Here is a 26,633-nt window from a genome sequence, read left to right as displayed (position 1 = left end):
TTGTTAAAAAAATGCGTAAGAATCGTTTCCAGATTAACCAGCCCGTGTCGGAGCCACCAGCCGAAAACGCCGATAATAAGAAATTAATGATATACAGCCGGAAATATCAGTAAAAGGCATGACGTTAAGGTGCCAGCGCCAGCACCTCGGCTACCCAATGACGAAAACCCTCTACGTCGATGTCCAGCGCCACCTGTGCATTGGGTTGTCGCCCCAGTTTGCCTTCAATATCCACCACCGTCGTTCCTGCGGTGTATTGCCCCTGCGTCTCCACAGCGACAAAACAGGGTTTCAGCGTAAACAGTTCCGGACGAGCCAGCCAGGCGATAGCGCAGAGATCGTGCATCCGCAGCCCGGTCGCCATGCTGCCGCTGCGATAGTGGCTAAACAGCGCATGCAACATTTTGCCGGTGTTGTTCAGCGCTGGCAGCGTCGCCAGATATTCCGGTGTCAACGTTGCGCGGTTGGTCACATCCAGCCCGCACATCACGATCTCCAGCCCGCTATTGAACACGCGCGCAGCGGCCTCGGGATCGATAGCGATATTAAATTCGGCATTGGGCGTAAAATTGCCGCGCCCGGCAGAGCCCCCCATCATCACCTGACGGCGAATGTTGAACTGGCACTCCGGGTAGTGCGTCAACAGTAGCGCGATGTTGGTTAACGGGCCGATAGTGACCAGCGTTACCGGTTCCGGCGAAGCCAGCAGTACGTCGCGGATTGCCTGAAAAGCAGGGACAGCCAATGGCTGGCGCTGATGCTCAATAAAATCGTAGCCATCCATGCCGGATTCGCCGTGTACGTCGGCGGCGCTGTACAACGGCCGCAGCAGAGGTGTTGCCGCGCCCTGCGCCAGCGGGATATCCGCATGCCAGAAATTCAGCAGTTGCAGCGCGTTACGGGTGGTTTTTTCCAGCGAAACATTACCGGCAACGGTGGTGATAAGTTTGAGATCGCACTGCGGCGCGAACAGCGCGGCGGCAAGGGCAACGGCATCATCGATACCGGGATCGGTGTCGAGAATCATGGGAAAACGCATCACGCCTCCAGAATTATCCATAAAAAATGCCAGACTCAGTCTGGCATCTTTGCATAAACCTTCGCGTAAAACGTTATTCGACTTCGCGAACATCCACCCGCAGCTCTTTCGGCACTTCGAAGACAATATTCTCTTCGCGCCCTTCCAGCGGGATCGCTTCGCCGCCGCCCAGTTCCTGCAAGCGGACAATAACATTTTGCACCAGGATATCCGGCGCGGAAGCCCCGGCGGTGACGCCCACGCAGTTAATGCCTTTTACCCATGCCTCCTGAATATCAGAGGCGTCGTCGATGAGATACGCCGCTTTCCCCATCCGCTGTGCCAGTTCGGCCAGACGGTTAGAGTTAGAGGAGTTTTTCGAACCGACCACCAGCACCACTTCCGCCTGCTCCGCCAGCGCGCGCACAGCTTCCTGCCGGTTGGTAGTGGCGTAGCAAATATCGTCTTTGCGCGGGCCGACAATCTGCGGGAAGCGCGCGCGCAGCGCGTCAATCACATCTGACGTATCGTCCACGGAGAGCGTGGTTTGCGTCATAAACGACAGTTTACCCGCGTCTTTGATATCCAGCGTGTCAACATCTTCCGGCGACTCCACCAGGTACATGCCCCCTTTTGGGTTGCTGTACTGGCCCATGGTGCCTTCCACTTCCGGGTGACCGGCATGACCAATCAGAATCGCTTCTTCGCCGCGGCGGCTGGCGCGTGCCACTTCCATATGCACTTTGGTGACCAGCGGGCAGGTAGCGTCAAAGACGGTCAAATCGCGGCTTTTCGCTTCGTTACGCACCGCCTGAGAGACGCCGTGGGCGGAGAAAATCAGGATCGCGCCATCCGGTACTTCGCTGATTTGCTCAATAAAGATTGCGCCACGTTCACGCAGGCTATCGACAACATAGCGGTTGTGCACCACTTCATGGCGCACATAAATCGGTGCGCCGTAGAGAGCCAGCGCGTTTTCAACAATGCTGATAGCGCGGTCAACGCCGGCGCAAAAACCGCGCGGGTTAGCCAACAGGATCTGCATTTGTCTCCTCCAGTACCGGATCAACTTCCAGCACGTCGATATCAAAATGAACCGTTCTGCCCGCCAGCGGATGGTTGAAATCGACGGTAATCGAATCGCCGTTGACTTCACGGATCACGCCCGGCATTTCGCTGCCGTCCATTGCGGTAAAGAGCATAATCGCACCGACTTCCGGCTCACCGGCATCCATAAATTCACGGCGCGAGAAGTACTGAATCAGATCCGGGCTCGGCGTGCCGAATGCGGCGTCTGGCTCCAGAGAAAAGACTTTTTTCTCCCCGGCTTTCAGGCCAAGCAGATGTTGTTCCAGTCCTTCGGAGAGTGAACCGTCGCCAAGGCGAAACAGCGCCGGTTTGCCATTGTTGCGGGTTGACTCGGCAAGAGAGCCATCTTCGAGCTTAAGCGTGAAGTGCACCAGCACCGCGCTATCGCTCTGTACGGATTTAGACATGCAGGTTGCTCTTTATGTTTTCGTATTGTATTGCCCGGCAGCCTTAGCTTACCGGGCCTACAAAGCGGTTGGCTTATGCTTGTTTCTTCGCGACCGTTGAGGGCAGGAAACCTTCCAGCACAATCAGCGCCGCGCCAATACAAATTGCGGTATCGGCAAGGTTAAAGGTAGCAAAATGCCAGTCGCCCATATAAAAATCGATCATATCGACGACAAAGCCATGCCACAGACGATCAAACAGATTACCCAGCGCGCCGCCAATAATCAGCGCATAGGCGATATTGTTCAGTTTTTGCGAGGCTTTAGCGCGATACATCAGCACCGCCAGCACCACGCAGATACCGATAGCGATACCCGCGAAGAACCAGCGCTGCCAGCCGCCGCTGTCCGCCAGAAAACTGAATGCCGCGCCATAATTACGCGCGTAGTGCAAATTAAGCGACGGGAACAGCGACACCGTATCCCCCAGAGCAAAGTTCTGGAGGATCAGGTATTTGCTGCCCAGATCGATAATCAGCACGACCACCACCAGCCACAGCCAGCGCAGCCCTGTTGAAGAGATCGATTTACTCATCAGGCAAACTTACGTTTTTCGCCGTCACCGGCGACGTTGCTTACACAGCGTCCGCAAATATCTGCGTGTTCCGCCACCTGACCGACATCGGTGGTGTAATGCCAGCAGCGCGGGCATTTCTCACCTTCGGCTTTGCTCAATGCGACTTTCAGCCCTTTGAGCAGCTCGCTCTGCTGTGCATCCGCAGAAGCGCTGGCATAATCCGCAACTTTCGCGCCGGAGGTCAACAGGACAAATCGCAATTCCGTGCCCAACGCCGTCAGCTTCGCTGCCAGTTCCGGCTCGGCAAACAGCGTCACCGCCGCTTCCAGCGACCCACCAACTTTCTTGTCGGCGCGCGCCTGCTCGATAACCTTGTTCACTTCGCCACGCACTTTCAGCAGCTCATCCCAGAAGGCATCATTCATCGCTTCGCTGTCAGCCAGGCCAAACAAACCTTCATACCATTCACCGGTGAACACATATTTCTCGCGGGAACCTGGCAGATAACCCCAGATCTCATCAGCGGTGAAAGACATGATCGGCGCCATCCAGCGCACCAGTGCTTCACAGATGTGATACAGCGCGGTCTGGCAGCTACGGCGCGCCACGCTGTCCGCTTTCGCGGTGTACTGGCGGTCTTTGATGATGTCGAGATAGAACGAACCCATTTCGATAGAGCAGAAGCGCATCAGGCGCTGTACTACTTCATGGAAGTCATAGGATTCGTAGGCTTTAACGATGTCTTCTTGTGCCGCTTTCGCGCAGCCAACGGCCCAGCGATCCAGCACCACCATCTCTTCCGGTTTCACCATGTCTTTTGCCGGATCGAAACCGTTCAGGTTCGCCAGCAGGAAGCGCGCGGTGTTACGGATACGGCGATAGCTGTCGGCAGCACGTTTCAGGATCTCATCGGAAACCGCCATCTCACCGGTATAGTCAGTAGAGGCCACCCACAGACGCAGAATATCCGCGCCGAGTTTGTTCATCACTTCCTGTGGTGAAACGGTGTTGCCGATGGATTTGGACATTTTGCGTCCCTGACCATCAACGGTGAAGCCGTGCGTTAATACCTGGCGGTACGGCGCTTTGCCTTTCATCGCTGTGGAGATCATCAGCGAGGACATAAACCAGCCGCGATGCTGATCCGAACCTTCCAGATACATATCTGCTGCATGGCCGGCGAATTCCGGGCGCACATCGACAACAGAGGCGTGGGTTGAGCCGGAGTCAAACCAGACGTCCAGCGTATCCGGCACTTTCACATAGTTGTCGGCATCGTCACCCATGATGTCGCGCGGGTCGAGATCCCACCATGCCTGAATACCATCAACTTCAACGCGTTTGGCGACGGCTTCAATCAATTCCAGCGTGCGCGGGTGCAGCTCTTCGGTATCTTTATGCACGAACAGCGACATCGGCACACCCCAGGTGCGCTGGCGAGAAATACACCAGTCCGGGCGGTTAGCAACCATCGATTCGATACGCGCCTGGCCCCAGTCCGGGATCCACTGCACACTTTTGATTTCACTCAGCGACTGCGCGCGCAGCCCTTTCTGATCCATGCTAACGAACCACTGCGGCGTCGCGCGGAAGATGATCGGCGACTTGTGACGCCAGCAGCACGGGTAGCTGTGCTGCATTTTTTCAACGTGCAGCAGCGCACCTTTTTCAGTCAGCAGCGCCACGATGAGATCGTTCGCTTTAAAGACGTTAACGCCATCCAGCGTCGGATAAGTCCCCGGCAGATATGTACCATCCGGGCCAACCGGGTTGGCAATCTCCAGACCGTATTTCAGGCTAATGGTATAGTCATCCGGGCCGTGACCACCTGCGGTATGCACCGCGCCGGTACCGGCTTCCAGCGTGACGTGATCGCCTAGGATCGCCGGAACGTCGAAGTCGAGGAACGGGTGCTTAAAGCGCATCAGTTCCAGTTCGGAACCTTTTACCGTACCCAGCACCGAATAATCAGCAACGCCGATACGTTTCATCACGCTATCGACCAGATCTTTCGCCAGGATCAGCGCCTGACCGTCAATCTGCACCAGCGCATAGTCAAACTCCGGAGAAAGAGAAATTGCGCGGTTCGCAGGCAGCGTCCATGGCGTGGTGGTCCAGATAACCAGCGAGATTGGACCATTAACGGTAGCGGCACCAAATTTAGCTTTCACTGCGTCCTGGTCGACGGCGTGGAACGCGACATCAATAGACGGGGAGGTTTTGTCGTAGTACTCCACTTCCGCTTCCGCCAGTGCGGAACGGCAGTCGACGCACCAGTGCACCGGTTTGGCACCTTTCAGCAGATGACCGTTGCCGATGATTTTACCGAGCGCGCGAATGATATTGGCTTCGGTTTTGAAATCCATGGTCAGGTAAGGGTGCGACCAGTCGCCCAATACGCCAAGGCGGATAAAGTCTTTACGCTGGCCATCAACCTGCGTGGCGGCGTACTCGCGGCATTTAGCGCGGAATTCGGCGGCGGTAAACTTCTCACCCGGTTTGCCATATTCCTGCTCTACTTTCAGCTCGATCGGCAGACCGTGGCAATCCCACCCCGGAACATAAGGCGAGTCAAATCCTGCGAGTCCTTTGGACTTCACAATAATGTCTTTGAGAATTTTGTTAACCGAGTGACCAATATGAATGCTGCCATTCGCATATGGAGGGCCATCATGCAGAATGAAGGTTTTTTTGCCTTTTTTCGCCGCACGGATGATGCCGTACAGGTCATCATCAGTCCAACGCGCCAGCATTCCCGGTTCGCGCTTGGCGAGATCGCCGCGCATCGGGAACCCTGTTTCCGGCAAATTCAGGGTAGATTTATAGTCACTCATCAGATTCTCGGTTCCGTATTTCGGTTTGATTAATACCACCAGGCCTTAAGAAGCCGGTTTAGATAGCCCAAAAAAGTCGCGGGCCGCTACCTCATCTCGGGCGATTTGCGCTTTCAGTTCGTCAAGCGAGGCAAATCGCTGTTCGTTGCGTAATTTTTTACGCAGTACTACATCTATATGGCGCCCGTAGAGGTCCATTACAACGTCAAGCAAATGCACTTCCAGCTGCTGGCGCACACCCGCGACCGTTGGGCGAGTACCAATATTGGCAACGCCGGGAAGGACAGCATCGCCCAGTCCAGCCACTTCGACCGCATACACCCCTTTGACCGGGGAGACCTGACGGCGCAGCGGTAAATTCGCCGTCGGGAAACCAATGGTGCGCCCCAGTTCATCACCGTGCACAACGCGCCCGGAAATGGTAAAGGGGTGACCCAGTAAATTGGCAGCCAGTTCCAGGTTATCTTCCGCCAGCGCCTGACGCACTGCCGTGCTGCTAACACGCACGCCGCCCTGGCAGAAAGTTTGCGTGCTGGTGACGCTGAAACCGTACTTTTCACCGGCCTTCTGTAATAACAAGAAATCCCCCTGGCGACCAGCGCCAAAACGGAAATCATCGCCGACTGCGAGGAATTTCACTCCAAGGCGTTCAACCAGCAAATCGCTGACAAACGTTTGTGCGGTGAGCGCCGCAAAACGGCGATCGAAGCGCACGCAGAGTACGTAGTCCACACCGCAATCGGCCAGCAAACGCAGCTTTTCACGCAGGCGGGTCAGCCGCGCAGGGGCTTTTTCCCCGGCGAACAATTCCAGCGGCTGCGGCTCAAAAATCATCACTACCACCGGCAGGCCACGGGCACGCCCTTCAGCGCCAAGCCCTTGCAATAGCGCCTGATGGCCACGATGCACACCATCGAAATTACCAATAGTCAGCACACACCCATGCGGTGCCTGGCTGAGATTATGTATGCCGCGTATCAGCTTCATGTCTGGCTCAAAACAGTGAAAATCGTCGGATTATACCTTGTACAGCGGGCGACGTTAACCGACGATTGCCTTAACAGCGCAGAAAGGAGAAGGATTTCATCAGGCTGCCTGCCTGTGCCATGAAAATCTGCCTTAGATAACGATTTTTCTGGCGGAAAAGCTGTATTCGCGGCACGCAAGCTGTTAGAATCCTGCGCCATCAATACGTAACGAGCGTTGTACTTTAACGGCGCTTATTTGCACAAATCCATTGACAAAAGAAGGCGAAAAGGGCATATTCCCCGGCCTTTGAATTGTCCATATAGATCATATTTGGGAGTTGGACCTTGGCTAATATCAAATCAGCTAAGAAGCGCGCCGTTCAGTCTGAAAAGGCTCGCAAGCACAACGCTAGCCGCCGTTCAATGATGCGTACTTTCATCAAGAAAGTATACGCAGCAATTGAAGCTGGCGACAAAGCCGCTGCGCAGAATGCATTTAACGAAATGCAACCGATCGTGGATCGTCAGGCCGCTAAAGGTCTGATCCACAAAAACAAAGCAGCGCGTCATAAGGCTAACCTGACCGCGCAGATCAACAAACTGGCTTAATCGCTACGTTGTTGGCTTTGTGAAAAAACCCGCTTCGGCGGGTTTTTTTATTTCTGCGCTGGCGTAAAAAGCGCGGCGTAATCCCGATTGCAGATGCGTTGTACCGCCGGATGCTGAATCATCCGTTCTGCGAAAATAGCGTGGTACTCCTCCATCACGTTTTCCACCCGACCGATTTCTACCATGCGATCGTCAGCATAGAAGTCATCCGCATATAACGTCGGTGCAACAAAAATGGCGTTATGCGCCGCGCCAAAGGCTTTCATCAGCGCCGCATCATCAAACTCACCCAATATTTCTACCTGCAATCCCTGCGCGTTAAACCAGTTCAGCAGCTTACGACCAAGCATTGAACGTCGACCAGGTATTAACAGGCGTCTTTCTTCCAGGCAAGCCGGAAACGGTTTTTTGAGCGTCGAATCACTGCACCAGAAACTGACACTACACTCGCCAATTTTTACTGAAAACAGCCCTTCCTGCTGCGTGGAATCGATAGGGCAGTCGGAGATAATCATATCAAGCTGATGCTGGCTCAACTGTTCCAGCAGCAATTCATGGGTGGATTCAAAACAGCGCAAGTGGATCTGTTCCCCCTCCTGTACAACCGCATCGAGAATACCGCTTACCAGCCTTTTCGAGAGCGCATCGGCGACGCCGACATCAAACAGCAGGTTCGACTCTTTGCGGTAGTTAATGATGTCGAGCATCTCCTGGCTCAGGGTAAACATTTTGTCGGCGTAACGGAAAACCAGCGCGCCCAGCTCGGTGGGTTCCAGTCCCCTTCCTTTACGCTTGAAAAGCTTGCCCTGTAAGCGATCTTCGAGCGCTTTGATCTGCCCGGTGATAGTTTGTGGCGTCAGGAAGAGCGCCTCCGCCGCACCAACGACGGAGCCTTCCCGATAGACATGCCAGAAGTAATAGAGATGATTGTAATTTATGTACGACATCGCCCTTTGTCCTGCTCGCCGTCAGGTACGGATAATGCGTGTACGCAGCAAACAATAACCGGTTACCGCAGAGAGAATCGAACCCGTCAGGATCCCAAGCTTGCTCCAGGCAACCATCTCCGCATGCGCGTCGCCAAAGGCCAGCGAGGAGATAAATATCGACATGGTAAAGCCGATACCGCACAGCACGCCGACCGCCATAATCTGTTTGAAAACTGCGCCTTGCGGTAACCTCGCCAGTTTCAAACGCAGCGCCAGCCAGCAAAACAGCGAGATCCCAAGCGGTTTGCCAATAACAAGACCGGCAATAATGCCCAACGGCAACACATCTCCCAGCCCGGACAGCGACATTCCATGTAATGAAACACCCGCGTTCGCAAACGCGAACAACGGCAGGATCAGCCAGCCAACCCACGGGTTAATCGCGTCCACAAGTTGATGGAGCGGAGAGACACCTTTTTCTTCACGCAGTGGGACAAAGAAACCGACAACCACACCCGCAAGGGTCGCATGCACACCGGATTTCAGCACCGCTGTCCACAAGACAACGCCAACCAGCATGTAAAGGCCAATACGTCGGATATTCAACGCATTCATGATAGCAAGGACAACAATCGCGCCAGCGGCAACGCCCAGCGCCAGTGTTGAGAGGTCGCTGGTATAGAACAACGCGATAATAATAATCGCGCCCAGATCATCAATGATCGCCAGCGCCATCAAAAACACTTTCAGCACGGGCGGAACCCGGTTGCCCAACAACGCCAGCACCCCGAGAGCAAAGGCGATATCAGTTGCGGTTGGAATGGCCCAACCATGGCTCGCCAGGGGGTTATCGTGGTTAAACAGCAAAAAGATAAGCGCCGGCGCCACCATGCCGCCGAGTGCAGCAATTACCGGGAATACAGCCTGCTGGCGGCTGGCGAGCGTGCCCTGAACCAGTTCATATTTCACCTCCAGACCGACCATCAGGAAAAAGATTGCCATCAACGCATCGTTGATCCACAGCAGCATATCTTTTTTGATCTCCAGCGAGCCGACTTTTAGCTCAACAGGTGTTTGCAGAAAAGAGCTGTATAAATCCTGCGTAGCACCGAGGTTGGCGCAGAGCATCGCCAGCGCCGCCGCAATGATCAGCACAATGCCACCCGAGGCATCGCTGCTAAAGAAGCGTTGCAATAATTTCATCTTGTTCTCCGATCCCTGTAACGTCGTGGCGGCTATCTTACTCCGCTCTAATCCTCGACAAAATCAGATTATTATTGCTGGTAGACTCTCTTTTTCCGAGCAATTGAAAAGCGGATAAAAAAAGCCCGGCAGAAGCCGGGCCTGATAACGCATCATGAAGAAGGCTTAACGGGTTAAATCGTCAAAGAATTTCTTCACGCCGTCGAAGAAGCTCTTGGAGCGCGGGCTATTATTTTCGCCTGTCGGGCCGCCAAAGCTATCCTGCAGATCTTTCAGCAGCTGTTTCTGCTTGTCGTTCAGGCCGACCGGCGTTTCTACAACCACGCGACACAACAAATCGCCCTGTGCGCCGCCGCGAACGGATTTCACCCCTTTGCCGCGCATACGGAACAGTTTGCCCGTCTGGGTTTCGGTCGGTACTTTCAGCTTCACGCGACCATCCAGCGTCGGCACTTCGATTTCACCGCCCAGCGCCGCCATGGCAAAGTTGATCGGCACTTCGCAGTACAAGTTGTTGCCTTCACGTTCAAAGATCGGGTGCTGTTTTACTTGCACCTGAACGTACAGATCGCCTGCCGGTGCACCGTGTTCACCCGCTTCGCCTTCACCACTCAGACGAATGCGATCGCCGGTATCCACGCCTGCCGGGATTTTAACGGACAGGGTTTTGGATTTTTCGACGCGGCCATGACCGTGACATTTGTTGCATGGATCTTTAATCAGCGTACCCCGCCCCTGACAGTGCGGACAGGTCTGCTGCACGGCAAAAAAGCCCTGGCGCATCTGTACCTGGCCAGAACCGTGACAGGTCGGACAGGTCTGCGGCTGCGTACCCGCTTTCGCGCCGCTGCCGTGGCACACGTCGCACTCTTCAAGCGTAGGAATACGGATCTCTTTCGTGACGCCGCGAACGGCTTCTTCCAGCGTCAAATCCATGTTGTAGCGCAAATCCGCGCCGCGCGCCGCGCGCTGACGACCACGGCCACCGCCGAAAATATCGCCAAACACGTCGCCGAAAATATCGCTGAAGTCCGCGCCGCCGCCAAAACCGCCGCCGCCGAACCCACCACCGCCCATGCCGCCTTGTTCAAACGCCGCATGGCCGTACTGATCGTAAGCCGCACGTTTTTGGGCATCGGTCAGGACTTCGTAGGCTTCTTTAATTTCTTTGAATTTGGCTTCGGCCTCTTTATCGCCCTGGTTGCGGTCCGGGTGATATTTCATGGCCAGGCGTTTGTACGCCTTTTTGATTTCACGCTCTTCCGCTGTTTTCGGAACGCCTAAAATCTCGTAATAGTCTTGCTTCGCCATCGGTTTATCTGCCCCTTAACATACGAGCACGGGCGTGGAGAAAACCCCGACGCCCGTGCTGGTTATCTACCCTGCATCAGGGCGATTATTTTTTGTCTTTTACTTCTTCAAACTCGGCGTCAACAACATCGTCGTCTTTCGCGTTGTTCGCAGAAGCATCAGCGCCCGCCTGCTGTTGCGCGTGCTGTTGCTGTGCGATTTCCAGCAGTTTCTGGGAAGCCTGCGCCAGCGCCTGCATTTTCGCTTCGATGTCAGCCTTGTCTTCGCCTTTCAGCGCCGTTTCCAGCTCGCTCAGCGCAGCGTCGATAGCAGTTTTGTCTTCCGCCGGTAGTTTATCGCCTGCTTCTTCAACCTGCTTACGGGTGCTGTGCAGCAGATGGTCTGCCTGGTTACGGGTCTGCACCAGTTCTTCAAATTTACGGTCAGCTTCAGCGTTTGCTTCAGCATCGCGTACCATTTTCTGGATTTCATCTTCGTTCAGACCAGAAGAAGCCTTGATGGTGATCTTCTGCTCGCGGTTGGTATTTTTGTCTTTTGCAGACACGTGCAAAATACCATCGGCGTCGATGTCGAAGGTAACTTCAATCTGCGGCATACCGCGCGGTGCCGGGTTGATACCATCGAGGTTGAACTGACCCAGCGATTTGTTATCAGACGCACGTTTACGCTCACCCTGCAGCACATGGATGGTTACCGCAGACTGGTTGTCTTCCGCAGTAGAGAACACCTGGCTGTGCTTGGTCGGGATAGTGGTGTTTTTGTTGATCAGCGCAGTCATCACGCCGCCCATGGTTTCGATACCCAGCGACAGCGGGGTAACGTCCAGCAGCAGAACGTCTTTCACTTCACCAGTCAGAACACCGCCCTGCACCGCAGCACCGATAGCAACGGCTTCGTCCGGGTTAACGTCTTTACGCGGCTCTTTACCGAAGAACTCGGCCACTTTTTTCTGCACCATCGGCATACGCGTCTGGCCACCGACCAGGATCACGTCGTTGATGTCAGATACGGACAGACCCGCATCCTGCAGCGCAACTTTCAGCGGCTCGATGGAACGGTTAACCAGGTCTTCAACCAGGCTTTCCAGTTTGGCGCGAGTCACTTTGATGTTCATGTGTTTCGGACCAGTCGCATCTGCAGTGATATACGGCAGGTTCACGTCAGTCTGCTGCGCGGAAGAGAGCTCAATTTTCGCTTTTTCTGCCGCTTCTTTCAGACGCTGCATCGCCAGCGGATCGTTACGCAGATCGATACCCTGATCTTTCTTGAACTCTTCTACCAGGTAGTTGATCAGACGGCTGTCGAAGTCTTCACCACCCAGGTGGGTATCACCGTTGGTTGCCAGAACTTCGAAGGTTTTTTCGCCATCAACTTCATCGATTTCGATGATAGAGATATCGAAAGTACCGCCACCCAGGTCATATACCGCGATAGTACGGTTGCCGGTTTCTTTATCCAGACCGTACGCCAGCGCTGCCGCTGTCGGTTCGTTGATAATACGTTTAACTTCCAGACCTGCGATACGACCGGCGTCTTTGGTTGCCTGACGCTGCGCATCGTTAAAGTAAGCCGGAACGGTGATAACAGCTTCAGTTACCGGTTCACCCAGGTAATCTTCAGCGGTTTTCTTCATTTTTTTCAGCACTTCCGCAGAAATCTGCGGCGGCGCCATTTTGGTGCCTTTTACATCAATCCACGCATCGCCGTTGTCGGCTGCGATGATTTTGTACGGCATGATAGATTCGTCACGCTGGACTTCCTCGTCCTGGAAGCGACGGCCAATCAGGCGTTTGATCGCAAACAAAGTGTTTTGCGGGTTCGTCACTGCCTGACGTTTAGCCGGCTGACCTACCAGAGTTTCGCCATCCTGTGTATAAGCGATAATAGAAGGCGTGGTGCGATCGCCTTCGGCGTTCTCCAGCACACGAGCCTGAGCGCCATCCATAATGGCTACACAAGAGTTGGTTGTCCCAAGGTCGATACCAATAATTTTACCCATCTAAACGTCTCCACTAAAAATTCGTCATCATGTGGTTGTGAACCTGTAATAAGGGCGAAACGTGCGGTTTCAACTACCCTGTATTGTTTTTTTTCAGGCTCACACACTGCGGTTGACTACAAGATGGGGTCGCAAGCTCGCGCATCAAGGGGGAGCGGTAAAAAATTTTTTAATTTACACCTGTTCAGATCATAGACAGGTTCAATGGCGCTATTTATGATGCCGCGCCCCGCCTCCTCAATACCGACGCGGGGCTTTCATTTTCCCTTTTCATATTGATTTATTTTGAGGAATTATGGGCAACACTAAGTTGGCTAATCCGGCTCCGCTGGGCTTAATGGGCTTCGGCATGACCACTATTCTGCTTAACCTGCACAATATTGGTTTGTTCCCGATGGATGTCATTATCCTGGCGATGGGCATTTTCTATGGTGGTATCGCACAAATTTTTGCCGGTCTGCTTGAGTATAAAAAAGGCAACACCTTCGGTTTAACTGCGTTCACCTCCTACGGCTCTTTCTGGTTGACGCTGGTAGCGATTCTGCTGTTCCCGAAAATGGGGCTGGCAGAAGCAACCAACGGCCATTTCCTGGGCGTTTATTTAGGCATCTGGGGCGTATTCACACTGTTTATGTTCTTCGGCACGCTGAAAGGCGCACGCGCACTGCAATTCGTCTTCCTGAGCCTGACGGTGCTGTTCGCGCTGCTGGCAATTGGCCACCTGGCTGATAACGAAGGCATTGTTCACGTTGCAGGCTGGATCGGTCTGGTATGTGGTGCCAGCGCAATCTATCTGGCGATGGGCGAAGTGCTGAACGAACAGTTCGAACGCACTGTGCTGCCAATTGGCGAGAAGCACTAATTTCTATGGATAAAACAAAACGGAGCCATTTGGCTCCGTTTTTTTATGATTGCTGTACCGCGCCTTCAGTCACGTTATCCTGGTGATGAAGATCCTGACGCAGCAAAATCCCCAATCCCAGGCCAAGCAGCGACAGCGCCAGCACATACCATGCGGGAGCCATCGGCGAAACGCCCATCAGCATCGTAACGGCAATCGGCGTCAGTCCACCGAAAATGGCATACGACACGTTATACGAGAATGAAATACCGGTGAAACGCACCTCTGCCGGGAAGGCACGCACCATTACGTAGGGCACCGCGCCCACCACGCCAACGCACAGCCCCACCACGCCATACAAAAGAAACAGCTGCTCAGGGTGGCTGCCGACCAGGTGATAGAAAAACCAGCTGGAACAGGCCAGCAGAATGCTGCCAACAATAAAAGTACGACTGGCACCAAATTTGTCCACCAGCAGTCCGGCAGCAAGACAACCCAAACAGAGCATCACAGTGGCGATACTGTTCGCCTGCAACGTCAGCGCTGGCGCGAAACCATACTGTTTTTGTAACCAAACCGGCGACATCAGGATCACCACCACAATCCCGGCGGACAACAGCCAGGTCAGCAGCATCGAAACCACCACCGCTTTTTTATGTTTCATTACCACGGATTTGACCGGCAACTCCTGCGCCAACGCTTTTCGCTGCTGGAGCTCAAGGAAAATCGGCGTTTCCTGTAACCAGCGACGCAAGTACATGGCCACCAGACCAAACGCCCCGCCCAACAGGAATGGAATACGCCAGCCGCCATCGTGAATAGCCTGCTGCGTCATGCTGGTGTTTACCAGCGTGGCGACTACAGAGCCGAGCAAAATGCCTACCGTCAGCCCCGCGGTTAACGTCCCGCAGGCAATACCAATGCGGCGAGCCGGAACATGTTCGGCCACAAAAACCCAGGCGCCAGGCACTTCACCACCAATCGCCGCGCCTTGCAGCACACGCATTAACAGCAGCAGCAACGGCGCAACAATGCCCATCGAGGCATAGGTCGGCAGCAAACCAATCGCCAGCGTCGGCAGCGCCATTAGCAGGATACTGAGCGTAAACATCTTCTTGCGCCCGACCAAATCGCCAAAGTGCGCCATCACAATGCCGCCGAGCGGACGAGCCAAGTAACCTGCGGCAAAAATGCCAAAGGTCTGCACCTGGCGCAGCCATTCCGGGATATCAGCAGGGAAAAAGAGTTCACCGACAACGGCGGCAAAGAAGACGAAAATGATGAAATCATAAAACTCCAGCGCGCCACCCAGCGCGGCCAGCGTCAGCGTTTTATAGTCTTGTCTGTTCAGAGGGCGTGTATAAGTTGACATAGCAAACCGTTTGTAAAGAGGAAGTGTTAATTTAATTATTACGGATCCTGTAAATTAAAAATTACTATACCGTAAATAAATTAACACTCCATAGACGGCACTGCTTATCTCAGAAAAGAATCTTTTTTAGGATTAAATTTCACGCCTCGCGCTCTTAGGCCTAAAAGATGCTACAACTTGCGGATCTGTCTCGACGTATGGCCCGTCTAGCAACTGTACACAATACGGTACACTGGCAAAAATACCTGGCACTTTCACTGTACCATCTTCATCTTTAAGCCCTTCCAGCGTCTCTTTTATGGATTTCGGCTGGCCGGGCAAATTGAGGATCAGCGCCTGCTTGCGGATCACACCGACCTGGCGGGAAAGGATCGCGGTCGGCACAAAATTGAGGCTGATTTGCCGCATCTGTTCGCCAAACCCGGGCATTTCGCGATCGGCTACCGCCAGCGTTGCATCCGGCGTTACATCGCGGCGCGCAGGCCCGGTTCCGCCAGTGGTCAGCACCAGATGGCAACTCATTTCATCCACCAGCTCGCACAGGGTTTGTTCGATAATGCTTTGCTCATCCGGGATCAGGCGAGTTTCAATCTGAAAAGGGGTTGTCAGGGCGCTCGCCAGCCACGCTTCCAGTGCGGGCAAACCTTTGTCCTGATAAACGCCGCTGGAGGCGCGATCGGAAACCGAAACTAAACCAATGCGTAGTGTGTCCATATTCATTCCGTGCAAAAAAACAATTTAACGAAATGATACACGCTGAGGGGAAAGGCAAACAGAGCAGAGAGAAGAAGCGTGACCGGGAACCCGGCCACGCCTGATGATTACAGCAGATCGCCGATCATTTTTTCCAGTTTTTCCTGGTCAACGGCAAACTTACGGATACCGTCCGCCAGTTTATCAACCGCCATCGGATCCTGGTTGTGCTGCCACAGGAATTCCGCTTCGGTGATGCGCTCAGGACGCGCTTTCACTTCGCCGGTGTAAGCGAGTTTGCGTTCAATGGTGCCCGCGCTTTCAGACAGCTCTTTCAGCAGTGCCGGCGCGATGGTCAGACGGTCGCAGCCCGCCAGTTCAATAATTTCGCCGGTGTTACGGAAACTTGCGCCCATTACCACGGTTTCGTAACCGTGCTGTTTGTAGTACTGGTAGATTTCCGTAACGGAAACCACACCCGGATCTTCTGCCGGTGCGTACTCTTTCTTGTCGGTATTGGCTTTGTACCAGTCGAGAATACGGCCCACGAACGGAGAGATCAGGAACACGCCCGCTTCAGCACATGCGCGCGCCTGTGCAAAGGAGAACAGCAGCGTCAGGTTACAGTTGATACCCTCTTTTTCCAGCTGTTCTGCAGCGCGGATGCCCTGCCAGGTGGACGCCAGTTTGATCAGGATACGATCGTTGCTGATACCCGCATCGTTGTACATTTTGATCAGGCGTTTTGCTTTCGCGATGGACGCGTCGGTGTCGTAAGAGAGACGCGCATCCACTTCGGTGGAGATACGGCCAGGGATCAGTTTGAGGATTTCCAGACCGATATTCACTGCCAGTCGGTCTGTTGCATCAACAACCTGCTGCGCACGATCGCTGCTCTGGCTACGCGCCCAGGTCACGGCGTCGTCAATCAGTTTGCGGTATTCAGGGATTTGGGCAGCCCCAAGAATCAGAGAAGGGTTAGTTGTTGCATCCTGCGGCTGGTACAGCTTCATTGCCGCGATATCTCCGGTATCAGCCACGACTGTGGTGTACTGACGCAGGGAGGTCAATTTATCCGTCATGATAATATTTCTCTTTAAACGATACCCTAATACTCCACGCTAAGACCGACGACGCGTTGCTGCGCCTGGCGCATTAACGCAGCCAGCGCACCTCAACGAGAAGTATGACGAGTATACTTGTTAGGGGGATGTAACCGGTCTGCCCATGATGATAACACGACGCCTTGCCAGCGCAACCGCAGACAATGCTCTGAAAATTGTATGGTAAACTCACTTAATTAATTGCCTGCGAAGTGATGCATACACTCCTGTAGCCACGCCCCAGGCCCCCCCCCCGGCATCAACAAGAGGAATGTTAATGCCTGAATTTTTCTCATTCATCAGTGAAATCCTTTGGGGTTCATTGATGGTTTACCTGCTGGCGGCGGCAGGTATCTGGTTTGCGTTCCGCAGCCGGTTTGTCCCCTTCCGTTTCATTCGCGATTTTGGCCAAAGTCTGAAAAGCAGCCGAGTTGCACAGCCTGGTGCGCTCTCGTCGTATCAGGCATTATGCCTGAGCCTTGCGACAAGGCTCGGCAGCGGTAACCTGGCGGGCGTGGCGTTTGCACTGACCACCGGCGGCCCAGGAGCGATTTTCTGGATGTGGGTTTCCGCCATCATTGGCATGGTCATTAGCTTTGCCGAATGTTCGCTGGCGCAATTGTACAAAGAGCGTGATGACAATCAGCAGCTGCGCGGTGGCCCGGCATGGTATATGGAACGCGGGCTGGGCATGCGCTGGATGGGCGTGCTGTTCTCCATCTTTTTGCTGCTCACCTACGGTCTGGTGTTTAACACCATTCAATCCACGGCGATGGCACAAGCCGCGCGTTATGCGTGGAACGTGCCCGGGTTTATCAGTGGGATCGCGCTTGCTGCGTGTGCTTTTCTGTTCATGCTCAAAGGGCTTAACAACGTTGCGCGCTTGATGCAGTGGATGGTGCCGGTAATGGCGCTGGCCTGGATTGTCGTGAGTTTTGGCGTCAGCCTGTGGCATGCCAATCTGCTGCCTGCGGTTCTTGTGAACATTGTCAAAAGCGCTTTTGGCTGGCAGGAAGCAGCAACCGGAACCATGGCTTACACCCTGAGCCAGGCCATCACCAGCGGTTTTCAACGTAGCATGCTCGCGAATGAAGCGGGTATGGGATCGTCCCCCAACGCCGCCGCCACTGCCGCATCATGGCCACCACATCCTGTCGCCCAGGGTTTTGTGCAGATGATTGGCGTCGTGACAGATACTTTTCTGGTCTGTACCGCCAGCGCGTTTATTCTGCTGCTTGCGGGAAATGCGCCAGCTACAGGCGCGATCGGCGGAACGCAATTGATGCAGCAGGCGATGGTGTCGCTGACAGGAAGCTGGGGCGCGGGTTTCGTTGCCGCCATCGTGGCGCTGTTTGCATTTACGTCGATTGTGGCGAACTACACCTACGCGGAAAACAACCTGATCTTTTTGCGCCGTAATAGCGCAAGGAATATCTGGTTACTGCGCACAGCTGTTTTGCTGATGGTGCTAATGGGCTCGTTTTTCAGCCTGCCGCTAATCTGGCACGTCGCCGACGTGATGATGGCGTTGATGGCTATTACCAACCTGACCGCGATCCTGTTGCTTTCGCCAGTGGTGAGACTGCTGGCGCGTGATTACCAGCGCCAGCGTAAACTTGGCGTCATGCCGGTCTTTGATCCGGAGCGCTACCCGGAGATCAAACGCCAGCTGGCGCCAGGGAGCTGGGATGACATTCCCCGTTCGTAGCGCTAATCGCAACTATCGATCAAGTCTGTTGGTTTTTTTGCTAAAGTCAGCGGAAATTTCTCGCACAGCAAGGACTGAGTATGCTGATTTTGATTTCACCTGCTAAAACACTCGATTACCAAAGCCCGCTGGCGACCACGCGCTTCACCCAGCCGGAACTGCTGGATCACGCCCAGCAATTGATTAAGACCGCGCGCAAACTTTCTGCGCCGCAAATCAAAGCGCTGATGGGCATCAGCGATAAACTCGCCGATCTTAATGCGACCCGCTTTCACGACTGGCAGCCTGATTTCACCCCGGAAAATGCGCGCCAGGCGATTCTGGCCTTCAAAGGCGACGTCTACACCGGTCTGCAGGCGGAAACCTTCAGCGAGGCGGATTTCGACTTTGCGCAGCAGCATCTGCGCATGCTGTCCGGATTATACGGCGTGCTGCGCCCGCTGGATCTGATGCAACCTTACCGGCTGGAGATGGGCATCCGGCTGGAGAACGCCAAAGGTAAGGATCTGTATCAATTCTGGGGCGATACCATTACCCACAAACTCAACGACGCCGTTGCCGCCCAGGGCGACGATATTGTTATCAACCTGGCCTCTGACGAATATTTCCGCTCGGTCAAAACCCAGAAACTGAAAGCAAGGGTAATCAAACCTGTGTTCCTTGATGAGAAGAATGGCAAGTTTAAGGTCATCAGCTTCTACGCCAAAAAAGCGCGTGGGTTGATGAGCCGCTACATCATTGAACAGCGTTTGACGAAACCGGAGCAGTTAGCGGGGTTTGATAGCGAAGGGTATTTCTTTGATGAAGAAGCGTCCGCGCAGGACGAAATGGTGTTTAAGCGTCACGAGCAGTAAGCGTTATGTTTCCCCTGCCAGCAGGCAGGGGAAACAGAGACATTACGCTTTGCTCATCATCAACTGGCGCAGGGCGGAGAAATCCGCAGGCAACTGATGCGAAAGCAGTGGTAAGTCGGCGCGATCGGCCAGCTCTTTTGGCAGCGGCAGGGTTTCTCCCAGAATCTCCTCAACACTCTCTTTGAATTTCGCCGGATGCGCGGTACCGAGGAACAGGCCGTACTCGCCCGGTTGCAGTTGATCGCGCAGCGCACGGTAAGCGATGGCAGCATGCGGTTCAGAAATATAGCCCTTGCCTTTCAGCTCGCGGATCGTGGCTTTCGTGGTTTCGTCATCCACCGCTGCATAACCCAGCTCGTTTAAGCGCCAGATCTTACGACGGAACAACTCTTCAACACGCGGCCAGTTATTCGGCTGGCTCACATCCATCGCGTTCGACAATGTCGCCTGCGTCGCTTTAGGCTGCCATTGCCCCTCTTTCAGGAAGCGCGGAACCGTGTCATTGGCGTTGGTGGCGGCGATAAAACGCTTGATCGGCAGCCCCAGAGATTTCGCCAGCAAACCGGCGGTCAGATCACCGAAGTTACCGCTCGGCACGGAAACCACCAGTTGATTGCGTGCTTCCTGCGGCAGTTGTGCAACCGCTTCAAAGTAATAACAAATCTGTGCCAGCAGACGGCTGATGTTGATCGAGTTTGCCGAGTTCAAGCCCAGTGCCGTTTTCAGCTCTTCATCATCGAATGCCTGTTTAACCAGTGCCTGGCAGGCATCGAAATCCGCATCGATAGCGACAGTTTCGATATTGCCGCCCAATGTACAGAACAGTTTTTCCTGCAGCGGGCTGATTTTGCCCTGCGGATAGAGGATCACCACACGCACGTTCTTCATTCCGTAGAAGGCATGTGCCACCGCAGCGCCCGTATCGCCAGACGTCGCCGTGAGAATGGTCACCGGTTTGTCGCCGCTGATAGCACTCAGCATCTGCGCCATAAAACGCCCGCCGAAATCTTTAAATGCCAGCGTAGGTCCGTGGAAAAGCTCCAGGCAGCCAACGTCGCTCTCCACCGGTTTTACCGGCGCAGGGAAAGCAAACGCGGCACGCACGCGGGCTTCCAGCGCATCCTCAGGAATTTCATCGCCAATAAACGCCGCAAGGATTTTCGCACTGCGGGTGACGAAATCCTGCGCCAGCATCTCATCGACCTCGGTCAGGTTAAATTCCGGCAGATCGTGCGGGAAGAACAGCCCCTGATTTTTGCCAAGCCCCTGGGTGACGGCCTGCGCAAAGCTGACCTGTTCGTTATGATCTTTTAAGTTGTAAAGTTTCATTGGTTATCCCACTACGCGAGCGCCCGCCGTGTCCAGCCGGCAAATATGAACGAAGCCTTCCTGATTTTGCAGATAGTGCTTGCCGAGCCAGTCGGCAACGCGCTGAGCGGTATCCTGCTTGTCGCACAAGGCAAACAGCGTTGGTCCGGAACCCGAGATCCCGCAGGCCAGCGCGCCAATATCCGCCACTGCTTTACGTGCTTCCGCAAACCCCGGCAGCAATTTCATGCGGTACGGTTCGGCAATCACATCTTTCATTAATTTTGCTGCCAGCGCAGGCTGACGGCTGTAGCAAGCATGGATAAAGCCCGCCAGGTGGCGACCATGAGCAATGCAATCCTGGCGGCGATATTGCGCTGGCAGGATCGCGCGCGCTTCGGCTGTCGAGACTTTAATGCCTGGATACGCCAAAACCCACAGCCACTCATCAAAGCCTGGCACCTGCTGGCTGATAATGCCGCTTTCCTCGATCATCAATTGCATGCCGCCGAGGTAGCAAGGCGCGACGTTATCGTAATGCACGCTACCGGAAATACGCCCTTCCAGCTCGCCCATCAGCGCCAGCATGCGTGTTTCGTTCAGCGGCTTACCGCAGAACTCATTCATGGCGACCAGCGCCGCGACCACCGAACAAGCGCTGGAGCCAAGCCCCGAGCCTATCGGCATGTTTTTTTCCAGCGTCATCGCGACGGGAACCTGCTTGCCGATCTCCTGACAAAACAGTTCCCAGCACTGATAAACGATATTTTCTTTCGGGTCAGTCGGTAATTTACTGGCGAAGCGGCCCACATTCTTCAGGCTGAAATGATCGGCTGCTTCCACACTGACATTATCGCCCAACAATGTGCCATCCACAGGCGTAACCGCCGCGCCAAGCACATCAAAACCCACGCTCATATTGGCACTGGAGGCCGGAGCATACACCTTCACCATCTCAGACTCCTAACTTCCAGGACAGGGTGCGCAGCAGGTCGGCGAACACGCCCGCTGCCGTCACATCATTACCCGCGCCATATCCGCGCAGCACCAGCGGTAACGGCTGGTAATAATGGCTGTAGAACGCCAGCGCGTTCTCGCCGTTTTTCACTTTGAACAGCGGATCGTTGCCATCAACAGCCGCGATTTTCACCCGGCAAGTGCCATCTTCTTCAATGTTGCCGACATAACGCAGCACCTTACCTTCATCGCGCGCTTTTGCGACTCGCGCGGCAAAATCATCATCCAGCTCCGGCAGACGCGCCATGAAACTCTCAACATCGCCTGAATCGTCAAAACTCGCCGGCAACACCGGTTCGATGACGATATCCGACAACTCCAGTTCACGACCGGTTTCGCGCGCCAGAATCAGCAGCTTACGCGCCACATCCATACCAGAGAGATCATCCCGCGGATCCGGCTCGGTATAGCCCATTTCACGGGCAAGATTCGTTGCCGCCGACAGGCTCACCCCTTCATCCAGCTTGCCGAAAATAAACGACAAGGAACCGGAAAGAATACCGGAGAAATGCTGCAGCTCGTCCCCGGCGTTCAGCAGGTTTTGCAGGTTTTCAATCACCGGCAAGCCCGCACCAACGTTAGTGTCGTACAGGAATTTACGCCGCGATTTTTCCGCCGCGCGACGCAACTGGTGGTAATAATCCAGCGATGAGGTGTTGGCTTTTTTGTTCGGCGTCACAACGTGGAAACCTTCCCGCAGGAAATCCGCATACTGGTCAGCCACCGCCTGGCTGGAAGTACAGTCAACAATCACCGGGTTCAGCAGGTGGTACTCTTTCACCAGGCGAATCAGGCGGCCCAGGTTAAACGGCTCTTTGGCTTGTGCCATTTCCGCTTGCCAGTTATCCAGATTCAGGCCGTGAACATTAGTCAGCAGCGCCTTCGAGTTCGCCACACCACAAACACGCAGGTCAATATGTTTGTTTTTCAGCCATGTTTGCTGGCGCTTAAGCTGTTCCAGCAGCGCACCGCCGACACCGCCGACGCCAATCACAAACACCTCGATCACCTGGTCGGTGTTAAACAGCATCTGGTGCGTGACGCGCACGCCAGTGGTGGCATCGTCGTTGCTAACGACTACGGAGATTGAGCGTTCGGAGGAGCCCTGAGCAATCGCCACAATATTAATATTTGCGCGCGCCAGCGCCGCAAAAAACTTCGCCGAAATCCCGCGCAATGTGCGCATACCGTCGCCGACAACAGAGATGATCGCCAGACGCTCCATTACCGCCAGCGGTTCCAGCAGGCCTTCTTTCAATTCCAGATAGAACTCTTCGCTCATGGCTCGCTGGGCTCGGGCGCAATCGGATTGCGGCACACAGAAGCTGATGCTGTATTCCGAGGACGACTGGGTGATCAACACAACGGAAATGCCGTTGCGCGACATCGCGGCAAACACACGTGCCGCCATGCCGACCATGCCCTTCATCCCCGGACCGGAGACGCTGAACATCGCCATGTTATTCAGATTCGAAATGCCTTTTACCGGCAGGTCATCTTCATCAGAGGTCGCGCCAATCAGCGTACCCGGTGCTTGCGGGTTTCCGGTGTTTTTGATCAGGCAAGGAATTTGAAACTGTGCGATGGGGGTGATGGTACGGGGGTGAAGAACTTTGGCGCCGAAGTAGGAAAGCTCCATGGCTTCCTGGTACGACATCGACTTGAGCAACCTGGCGTCTGGCACCTGGCGCGGGTCGCAAGTATAAACGCCGTCGACATCGGTCCAGATCTCACAACAATCTGCGCGCAGACAGGCCGCGAGTACGGCAGCAGAATAGTCGGAACCGTTACGCCCAAGCACCACCAGTTCACCCTTTTCATTCCCGGCGGTGAAACCAGCCATCAGCACCATATGATCCGCAGGAATACGGCTGGCGGCGATACGGCGAGTAGATTCAGCGATATCGACCGTTGATTCAAGGTAATGGCCGACCGCGAGCAATTTCTCAACCGGATCGATAACGCTGACTTTGTGACCGCGCGCTTCCAGTAACCCCGCCATGATGGCGATGGAGAGTTTCTCACCACGGCAAATTAATGCCGCGTTAATGCTGTCCGGGCACTGGCCGAGCAGGCTGATACCATGCAGAACGTGTTTGATCTGCGCGAACTCTTGTTCAACAAAAGCTTTTAATTGTGCGAGGGGAAAGCCCGGTTGCGCATCCGCCAGCCCTTGCAGCAGGTCGGCGAAGATACGCTCGGCGTCGCTAATGTTCGGAATCGCATCCTGGCCGCCGATCGTTTTTTCGATCATTGCCACCAGATGGTTAGTAATTTTCGCCGGGGCAGAAAGCACGGTGGCCACCTGCCCCTGCCTGGCATTACTTTCCAGGATATCGGCAACACGCAGAAAACGCTCCGCATTTGCCACTGACGTACCGCCGAACTTCAACACTCGCATGGTTTTACCCCTTAATCTCCGGTCGAAAAAAAAGCCCGCACTGTTCAGGTGCGGGCTTTTTTCTGTGTTTCCTGTACGCGTCAGCCCGCACCGTTACCTGTGGTAATGGTGATGGTTGTAATTGTGGTAATGGTGCTGATGCGTTTCATGGATGTTGTGTGCTCTGTAATCATTATCTGTCTGTGCTGTATGCCTATATTGGTTAAAGTATCTGCCTGCTCAAGTCAATTTATTTTTATTTTTCGCCCTTTTGCCGTTATTCCCGGCTGCGCTGGAACAGACGTCACTTTCAACCTATTAGGATCATTCTCGTCATATATCGCAGTGACTTTAACTATAAAAAAACGTTATGAAAGCGATTTACTCGGCGAGTTTTTTTTCGATATCGTGCAGCAAACGATGCAACATTGCGGTGTCACGCTGTTCCAGCAGACCAAGACGCTGATCGAGCCAGTCGGCCATTTTAATGTCATCCGCCACGCCTAATTTTTCCAGTAATCCGCGAGTTCGCAAACGCAGCGCCTGCAACTGATTACCGTCAACCGGGGCTGCCTCTTTCGGAGTATGTTGTATTAAAGATGCTAATTGATAGCAGAAAACCATCACCGCCTGGCCGAGATTAAGTGAAGGATAATCCGCTACCATCGGAACACCCGTTAAAATATCTGCCAACGCCAGCTCTTCATTGGTAAGCCCGGAATCCTCACGGCCAAACACCAGCGCAGCACTACTCAACCATGTGCTTTTCTCTTGTAACAAGGGAACCAGTTCCGCTGGTGTCGCGTAGTAATGGAATTTCGCCCGGCTGCGCGCCGTGGTGGCGATGGTAAAGGGGATATCCACCAGAGCATCCGCAAGGGTTGCATAAGTTTTAATATTATCAAGGATATCGCCCGAGCCGTGCGCCACGCGGCGCGCGCCTTCTTGCAAGTGCGCCTCGCTATCAACGATACGCAAATCACTAAACCCCATGGTCTTCATAGCGCGGGCAGCGGCACCGACATTTTCCGCTCGCGCGGGGGACACAAGAACAACAGCCAATTGCATTTTACTTTCTCTTCTTCCTGAGACCACGGGGAAATGTGACCTTTGTCATCATACTACGCGGTGCGAATTTACAATTATGTAACACAAATCACTGATTTAGCCCTTGTCTACGGTTAAAAAAAGCTAAACTATTTATCAGCGATATTACCTGCTAAGATGTTAACAGAAGGGACTTATCCCTATGTTTATTCATGGCATTTTAATACAGAATTTCCCACTTGTATTGGATTCGCCCTGTTTATCAATTAATATGCGCAACTAGTTGGTTTATTGAAAAATTGTAAGAAACGCTAGCATTTGGCTATCAAGATTTCTCCAAACTGTTAACGTGCTACAATTGAACTTGATATATGTCAACGAAGCGTAGTTTTATTGGGTGTCATTTACGTCTTAGCCTGTTATGTTGCTGTTAAAATGGTTAGGATGACAGCCGTTTTTGACACTGTCGGGTTCAGAGGGAAAGTGCCCACGACCAAGCTAATGATGTTGTTGACGTTGATGGAAAGTGCATCAAGAACGCAATTACGTACTTTAGTCATGTTACGCCGTCATGTTAATTTTCGACATGCACCAGGCTGGTCAGGGACTTTTGTACTTCCTGTTTCGATTTAGTTGGCAATTTAGGTAGCAAACATGCAGACCCCGCACATTCTTATTGTTGAAGACGAGTTGGTAACACGCAACACGTTAAAAAGCATTTTCGAAGCAGAAGGCTACGATGTCTTTGAAGCGACAGATGGCGCTGAAATGCATCAAATCCTTTCTGAAAATGATATCAACCTGGTGATCATGGATATCAATCTGCCGGGTAAAAACGGTCTTTTGCTGGCGCGTGAATTACGTGAGCAGGCGAATGTCGCGCTGATGTTCCTGACGGGCCGTGATAACGAAGTCGATAAGATTCTGGGCCTTGAAATTGGTGCCGACGACTACATCACCAAACCGTTTAACCCACGCGAACTGACTATTCGCGCGCGCAACCTGCTGTCCCGTACCATGAATCTGGGCACGGTCAGCGAAGAACGCCGCAGCGTTGACAGCTACAAATTCAACGGCTGGGAACTGGATATCAATAGCCGTTCACTGATTAGCCCGAACGGCGAGCAGTATAAGCTGCCGCGCAGCGAATTCCGCGCGATGCTGCACTTCTGCGAAAATCCAGGCAAAATCCAGTCTCGTGCGGAGTTGCTGAAAAAAATGACCGGCCGTGAATTGAAGCCACACGATCGTACGGTCGACGTGACTATCCGCCGTATTCGTAAACATTTCGAATCGACGCCGGATACCCCGGAAATCATCGCCACCATTCACGGTGAAGGTTACCGCTTCTGCGGTGATTTGCAGGAATAAGCCAGAATAATGATAA

At 53.8% G+C, this 26,633-nt stretch carries 24 protein-coding genes and 1 other annotated feature; of the genes, 5 read left to right on the top strand and 19 right to left on the bottom strand.

What is annotated here, in order from left to right; all coding sequences use genetic code 11:
- Positions 1–124: 124 nt before the first annotated feature.
- From rihC to ribF, 6 genes are all read right to left on the bottom strand, one after another.
- Positions 125–1,039, bottom strand: coding sequence for a ribonucleoside hydrolase RihC (gene rihC / locus RT644_RS20995; RefSeq protein ID WP_313628003.1), 915 nt, complete (start codon positions 1,037–1,039; stop codon positions 125–127).
- Positions 1,040–1,112: 73 nt separating this feature from the next.
- Positions 1,113–2,063, bottom strand: coding sequence for a 4-hydroxy-3-methylbut-2-enyl diphosphate reductase (gene ispH / locus RT644_RS20990; RefSeq protein ID WP_045509993.1), 951 nt, complete (start codon positions 2,061–2,063; stop codon positions 1,113–1,115).
- Positions 2,044–2,514, bottom strand: a complete 471-nt coding sequence (gene fkpB / locus RT644_RS20985; RefSeq protein WP_017457878.1) for an FKBP-type peptidyl-prolyl cis-trans isomerase — start codon at positions 2,512–2,514, stop codon at positions 2,044–2,046. The genes ispH and fkpB overlap by 20 nt, the downstream gene beginning before the upstream one ends.
- Positions 2,515–2,587: 73 nt before the next feature.
- Positions 2,588–3,088, bottom strand: a complete 501-nt coding sequence (lspA, locus tag RT644_RS20980) for a signal peptidase II (protein ID WP_020456499.1) — start codon at positions 3,086–3,088, stop codon at positions 2,588–2,590.
- Positions 3,088–5,904, bottom strand: a complete 2,817-nt coding sequence (gene ileS / locus RT644_RS20975) for an isoleucine--tRNA ligase (protein WP_097406959.1) — start codon at positions 5,902–5,904, stop codon at positions 3,088–3,090. The genes lspA and ileS overlap by 1 nt, the downstream gene beginning before the upstream one ends.
- 45 nt (positions 5,905–5,949) lie before the next feature.
- On the bottom strand, positions 5,950–6,891 hold the full coding sequence (ribF, locus tag RT644_RS20970; protein WP_020456497.1) for a bifunctional riboflavin kinase/FAD synthetase: 942 nt from the start codon (positions 6,889–6,891) through the stop codon (positions 5,950–5,952).
- A gap of 326 nt (positions 6,892–7,217) precedes the next feature.
- On the opposite strand from ribF, the gene rpsT reads away from it, so the two are divergent.
- A complete protein-coding gene (gene rpsT, locus RT644_RS20965) occupies positions 7,218–7,481 on the top strand; it encodes a 30S ribosomal protein S20 (protein ID WP_003856458.1) in 264 nt (87 codons plus the stop codon).
- Between the two features lie 47 nt (positions 7,482–7,528).
- Here rpsT and nhaR read toward each other — a convergent pair whose 3' ends face one another.
- The 4 genes from nhaR to dnaK all read right to left on the bottom strand — a co-directional run bounded on the left by nhaR (position 7,529) and on the right by dnaK (position 12,923).
- On the bottom strand, positions 7,529–8,428 hold the full coding sequence (gene nhaR, locus RT644_RS20960; RefSeq protein ID WP_313627954.1) for a transcriptional activator NhaR: 900 nt from the start codon (positions 8,426–8,428) through the stop codon (positions 7,529–7,531).
- 21 nt (positions 8,429–8,449) lie between these two features.
- Complete coding sequence (gene nhaA, locus RT644_RS20955; RefSeq protein ID WP_020456495.1) at positions 8,450–9,613, bottom strand: Na+/H+ antiporter NhaA; 1,164 nt, start codon at positions 9,611–9,613, stop codon at positions 8,450–8,452.
- Between the two features lie 165 nt (positions 9,614–9,778).
- Positions 9,779–10,924, bottom strand: a complete 1,146-nt coding sequence (gene dnaJ / locus RT644_RS20950) for a molecular chaperone DnaJ (RefSeq protein ID WP_017457872.1) — start codon at positions 10,922–10,924, stop codon at positions 9,779–9,781.
- An 85-nt stretch (positions 10,925–11,009) separates the two neighbouring features.
- The gene (gene dnaK / locus RT644_RS20945; protein ID WP_097406957.1) at positions 11,010–12,923 is read right to left on the bottom strand and encodes a molecular chaperone DnaK; all 1,914 of its coding nucleotides are present in this window, start codon (positions 12,921–12,923) and stop codon (positions 11,010–11,012) included.
- A gap of 295 nt (positions 12,924–13,218) precedes the next feature.
- On the opposite strand from dnaK, the gene satP reads away from it, so the two are divergent.
- Positions 13,219–13,785: an acetate uptake transporter gene (gene satP / locus RT644_RS20940; protein WP_020456493.1), complete on the top strand. Its 567-nt coding sequence runs from the start codon at positions 13,219–13,221 to the stop codon at positions 13,783–13,785.
- Positions 13,786–13,828: 43 nt separating this feature from the next.
- On the opposite strand, the gene RT644_RS20935 is transcribed toward satP, so the two are convergent.
- The 3 genes from RT644_RS20935 to tal form a co-directional block, all read right to left on the bottom strand.
- Positions 13,829–15,136 carry an MFS transporter gene (locus RT644_RS20935; RefSeq protein WP_313627951.1) on the bottom strand — a complete coding sequence of 436 codons (1,308 nt, stop codon included), beginning with the start codon at positions 15,134–15,136 and terminating at the stop codon, positions 13,829–13,831.
- Positions 15,137–15,268: 132 nt separating this feature from the next.
- Positions 15,269–15,850 carry a molybdopterin adenylyltransferase gene (gene mog, locus RT644_RS20930; protein ID WP_313627949.1) on the bottom strand — a complete coding sequence of 194 codons (582 nt, stop codon included), beginning with the start codon at positions 15,848–15,850 and terminating at the stop codon, positions 15,269–15,271.
- Positions 15,851–15,957: 107 nt separating this feature from the next.
- Positions 15,958–16,911, bottom strand: a complete 954-nt coding sequence (gene tal / locus RT644_RS20925) for a transaldolase (RefSeq protein ID WP_017457867.1) — start codon at positions 16,909–16,911, stop codon at positions 15,958–15,960.
- A 298-nt stretch (positions 16,912–17,209) separates the two neighbouring features.
- On the opposite strand from tal, the gene RT644_RS20920 reads away from it, so the two are divergent.
- Both RT644_RS20920 and yaaA read left to right on the top strand, forming a co-directional pair.
- The gene (locus RT644_RS20920; RefSeq protein ID WP_313627947.1) at positions 17,210–18,640 is read left to right on the top strand and encodes a sodium:alanine symporter family protein; all 1,431 of its coding nucleotides are present in this window, start codon (positions 17,210–17,212) and stop codon (positions 18,638–18,640) included.
- Between the two features lie 80 nt (positions 18,641–18,720).
- Positions 18,721–19,494, top strand: a complete 774-nt coding sequence (gene yaaA, locus RT644_RS20915) for a peroxide stress protein YaaA (protein WP_313627946.1) — start codon at positions 18,721–18,723, stop codon at positions 19,492–19,494.
- A gap of 42 nt (positions 19,495–19,536) precedes the next feature.
- On the opposite strand, the gene thrC is transcribed toward yaaA, so the two are convergent.
- The 6 genes from thrC to yjjY all read right to left on the bottom strand — a co-directional run bounded on the left by thrC (position 19,537) and on the right by yjjY (position 25,806).
- The gene (gene thrC / locus RT644_RS20910) at positions 19,537–20,823 is read right to left on the bottom strand and encodes a threonine synthase (protein ID WP_020456488.1); all 1,287 of its coding nucleotides are present in this window, start codon (positions 20,821–20,823) and stop codon (positions 19,537–19,539) included.
- A gap of 3 nt (positions 20,824–20,826) precedes the next feature.
- Entirely contained in the window at positions 20,827–21,756 is a 930-nt protein-coding gene (gene thrB / locus RT644_RS20905) for a homoserine kinase (protein WP_313627944.1), read from the bottom strand.
- A gap of 1 nt (position 21,757) precedes the next feature.
- Positions 21,758–24,220 carry a bifunctional aspartate kinase/homoserine dehydrogenase I gene (thrA, locus tag RT644_RS20900; protein WP_313627942.1) on the bottom strand — a complete coding sequence of 821 codons (2,463 nt, stop codon included), beginning with the start codon at positions 24,218–24,220 and terminating at the stop codon, positions 21,758–21,760.
- Positions 24,221–24,244: 24 nt separating this feature from the next.
- Positions 24,245–24,362, bottom strand: a sequence feature (Thr leader region).
- Positions 24,301–24,369 (bottom strand): thr operon leader peptide, encoded by a 69-nt coding sequence (gene thrL / locus RT644_RS20895; protein ID WP_110093700.1) that lies wholly within the window; start codon positions 24,367–24,369, stop codon positions 24,301–24,303. Its footprint overlaps the feature before it by 62 nt.
- A 211-nt stretch (positions 24,370–24,580) precedes the next feature.
- Complete coding sequence (locus RT644_RS20890; protein WP_045510026.1) at positions 24,581–25,267, bottom strand: tRNA/rRNA methyltransferase; 687 nt, start codon at positions 25,265–25,267, stop codon at positions 24,581–24,583.
- A gap of 398 nt (positions 25,268–25,665) precedes the next feature.
- Positions 25,666–25,806 (bottom strand): protein YjjY, encoded by a 141-nt coding sequence (gene yjjY, locus RT644_RS20885; RefSeq protein ID WP_086870418.1) that lies wholly within the window; start codon positions 25,804–25,806, stop codon positions 25,666–25,668.
- Between the two features lie 94 nt (positions 25,807–25,900).
- On the opposite strand from yjjY, the gene arcA reads away from it, so the two are divergent.
- Positions 25,901–26,617, top strand: a complete 717-nt coding sequence (gene arcA, locus RT644_RS20880) for a two-component system response regulator ArcA (protein ID WP_003856501.1) — start codon at positions 25,901–25,903, stop codon at positions 26,615–26,617.
- Positions 26,618–26,633: the final 16 nt, after the last annotated feature.

Source organism: Kosakonia sp. (assembly GCF_032104925.1).
GTDB lineage: Bacteria > Pseudomonadota > Gammaproteobacteria > Enterobacterales > Enterobacteriaceae > Kosakonia.
This window is presented reverse-complemented; position numbering and strand designations above follow the sequence as displayed.

Bases quoted from the DNA above. Each gene is read 5' to 3' on its own strand.
- thrB (WP_313627944.1), bottom strand. From the start codon at position 21,756: ATGGTGAAGGTGTATGCTCCGGCCTCCAGTGCCAATATGAGCGTGGGT.
- nhaA (WP_020456495.1), bottom strand. From the start codon at position 9,613: ATGAAATTATTGCAACGCTTCTTTAGCAGCGATGCCTCGGGTGGCATT.
- nhaR (WP_313627954.1), bottom strand. From the start codon at position 8,428: ATGTCGTACATAAATTACAATCATCTCTATTACTTCTGGCATGTCTAT.
- tal (WP_017457867.1), bottom strand. From the start codon at position 16,911: ATGACGGATAAATTGACCTCCCTGCGTCAGTACACCACAGTCGTGGCT.
- RT644_RS20920 (WP_313627947.1), top strand. From the start codon at position 17,210: ATGCCTGAATTTTTCTCATTCATCAGTGAAATCCTTTGGGGTTCATTG.
- arcA (WP_003856501.1), top strand. From the start codon at position 25,901: ATGCAGACCCCGCACATTCTTATTGTTGAAGACGAGTTGGTAACACGC.
- ispH (WP_045509993.1), bottom strand. From the start codon at position 2,063: ATGCAGATCCTGTTGGCTAACCCGCGCGGTTTTTGCGCCGGCGTTGAC.
- RT644_RS20890 (WP_045510026.1), bottom strand. From the start codon at position 25,267: ATGCAATTGGCTGTTGTTCTTGTGTCCCCCGCGCGAGCGGAAAATGTC.
- yaaA (WP_313627946.1), top strand. From the start codon at position 18,721: ATGCTGATTTTGATTTCACCTGCTAAAACACTCGATTACCAAAGCCCG.
- thrC (WP_020456488.1), bottom strand. From the start codon at position 20,823: ATGAAACTTTACAACTTAAAAGATCATAACGAACAGGTCAGCTTTGCG.
- dnaJ (WP_017457872.1), bottom strand. From the start codon at position 10,924: ATGGCGAAGCAAGACTATTACGAGATTTTAGGCGTTCCGAAAACAGCG.
- rihC (WP_313628003.1), bottom strand. From the start codon at position 1,039: ATGCGTTTTCCCATGATTCTCGACACCGATCCCGGTATCGATGATGCC.
- ileS (WP_097406959.1), bottom strand. From the start codon at position 5,904: ATGAGTGACTATAAATCTACCCTGAATTTGCCGGAAACAGGGTTCCCG.
- ribF (WP_020456497.1), bottom strand. From the start codon at position 6,891: ATGAAGCTGATACGCGGCATACATAATCTCAGCCAGGCACCGCATGGG.
- fkpB (WP_017457878.1), bottom strand. From the start codon at position 2,514: ATGTCTAAATCCGTACAGAGCGATAGCGCGGTGCTGGTGCACTTCACG.
- dnaK (WP_097406957.1), bottom strand. From the start codon at position 12,923: ATGGGTAAAATTATTGGTATCGACCTTGGGACAACCAACTCTTGTGTA.
- lspA (WP_020456499.1), bottom strand. From the start codon at position 3,088: ATGAGTAAATCGATCTCTTCAACAGGGCTGCGCTGGCTGTGGCTGGTG.
- mog (WP_313627949.1), bottom strand. From the start codon at position 15,850: ATGGACACACTACGCATTGGTTTAGTTTCGGTTTCCGATCGCGCCTCC.
- satP (WP_020456493.1), top strand. From the start codon at position 13,219: ATGGGCAACACTAAGTTGGCTAATCCGGCTCCGCTGGGCTTAATGGGC.
- RT644_RS20935 (WP_313627951.1), bottom strand. From the start codon at position 15,136: ATGTCAACTTATACACGCCCTCTGAACAGACAAGACTATAAAACGCTG.
- thrA (WP_313627942.1), bottom strand. From the start codon at position 24,220: ATGCGAGTGTTGAAGTTCGGCGGTACGTCAGTGGCAAATGCGGAGCGT.
- yjjY (WP_086870418.1), bottom strand. From the start codon at position 25,806: ATGACTAAAGTACGTAATTGCGTTCTTGATGCACTTTCCATCAACGTC.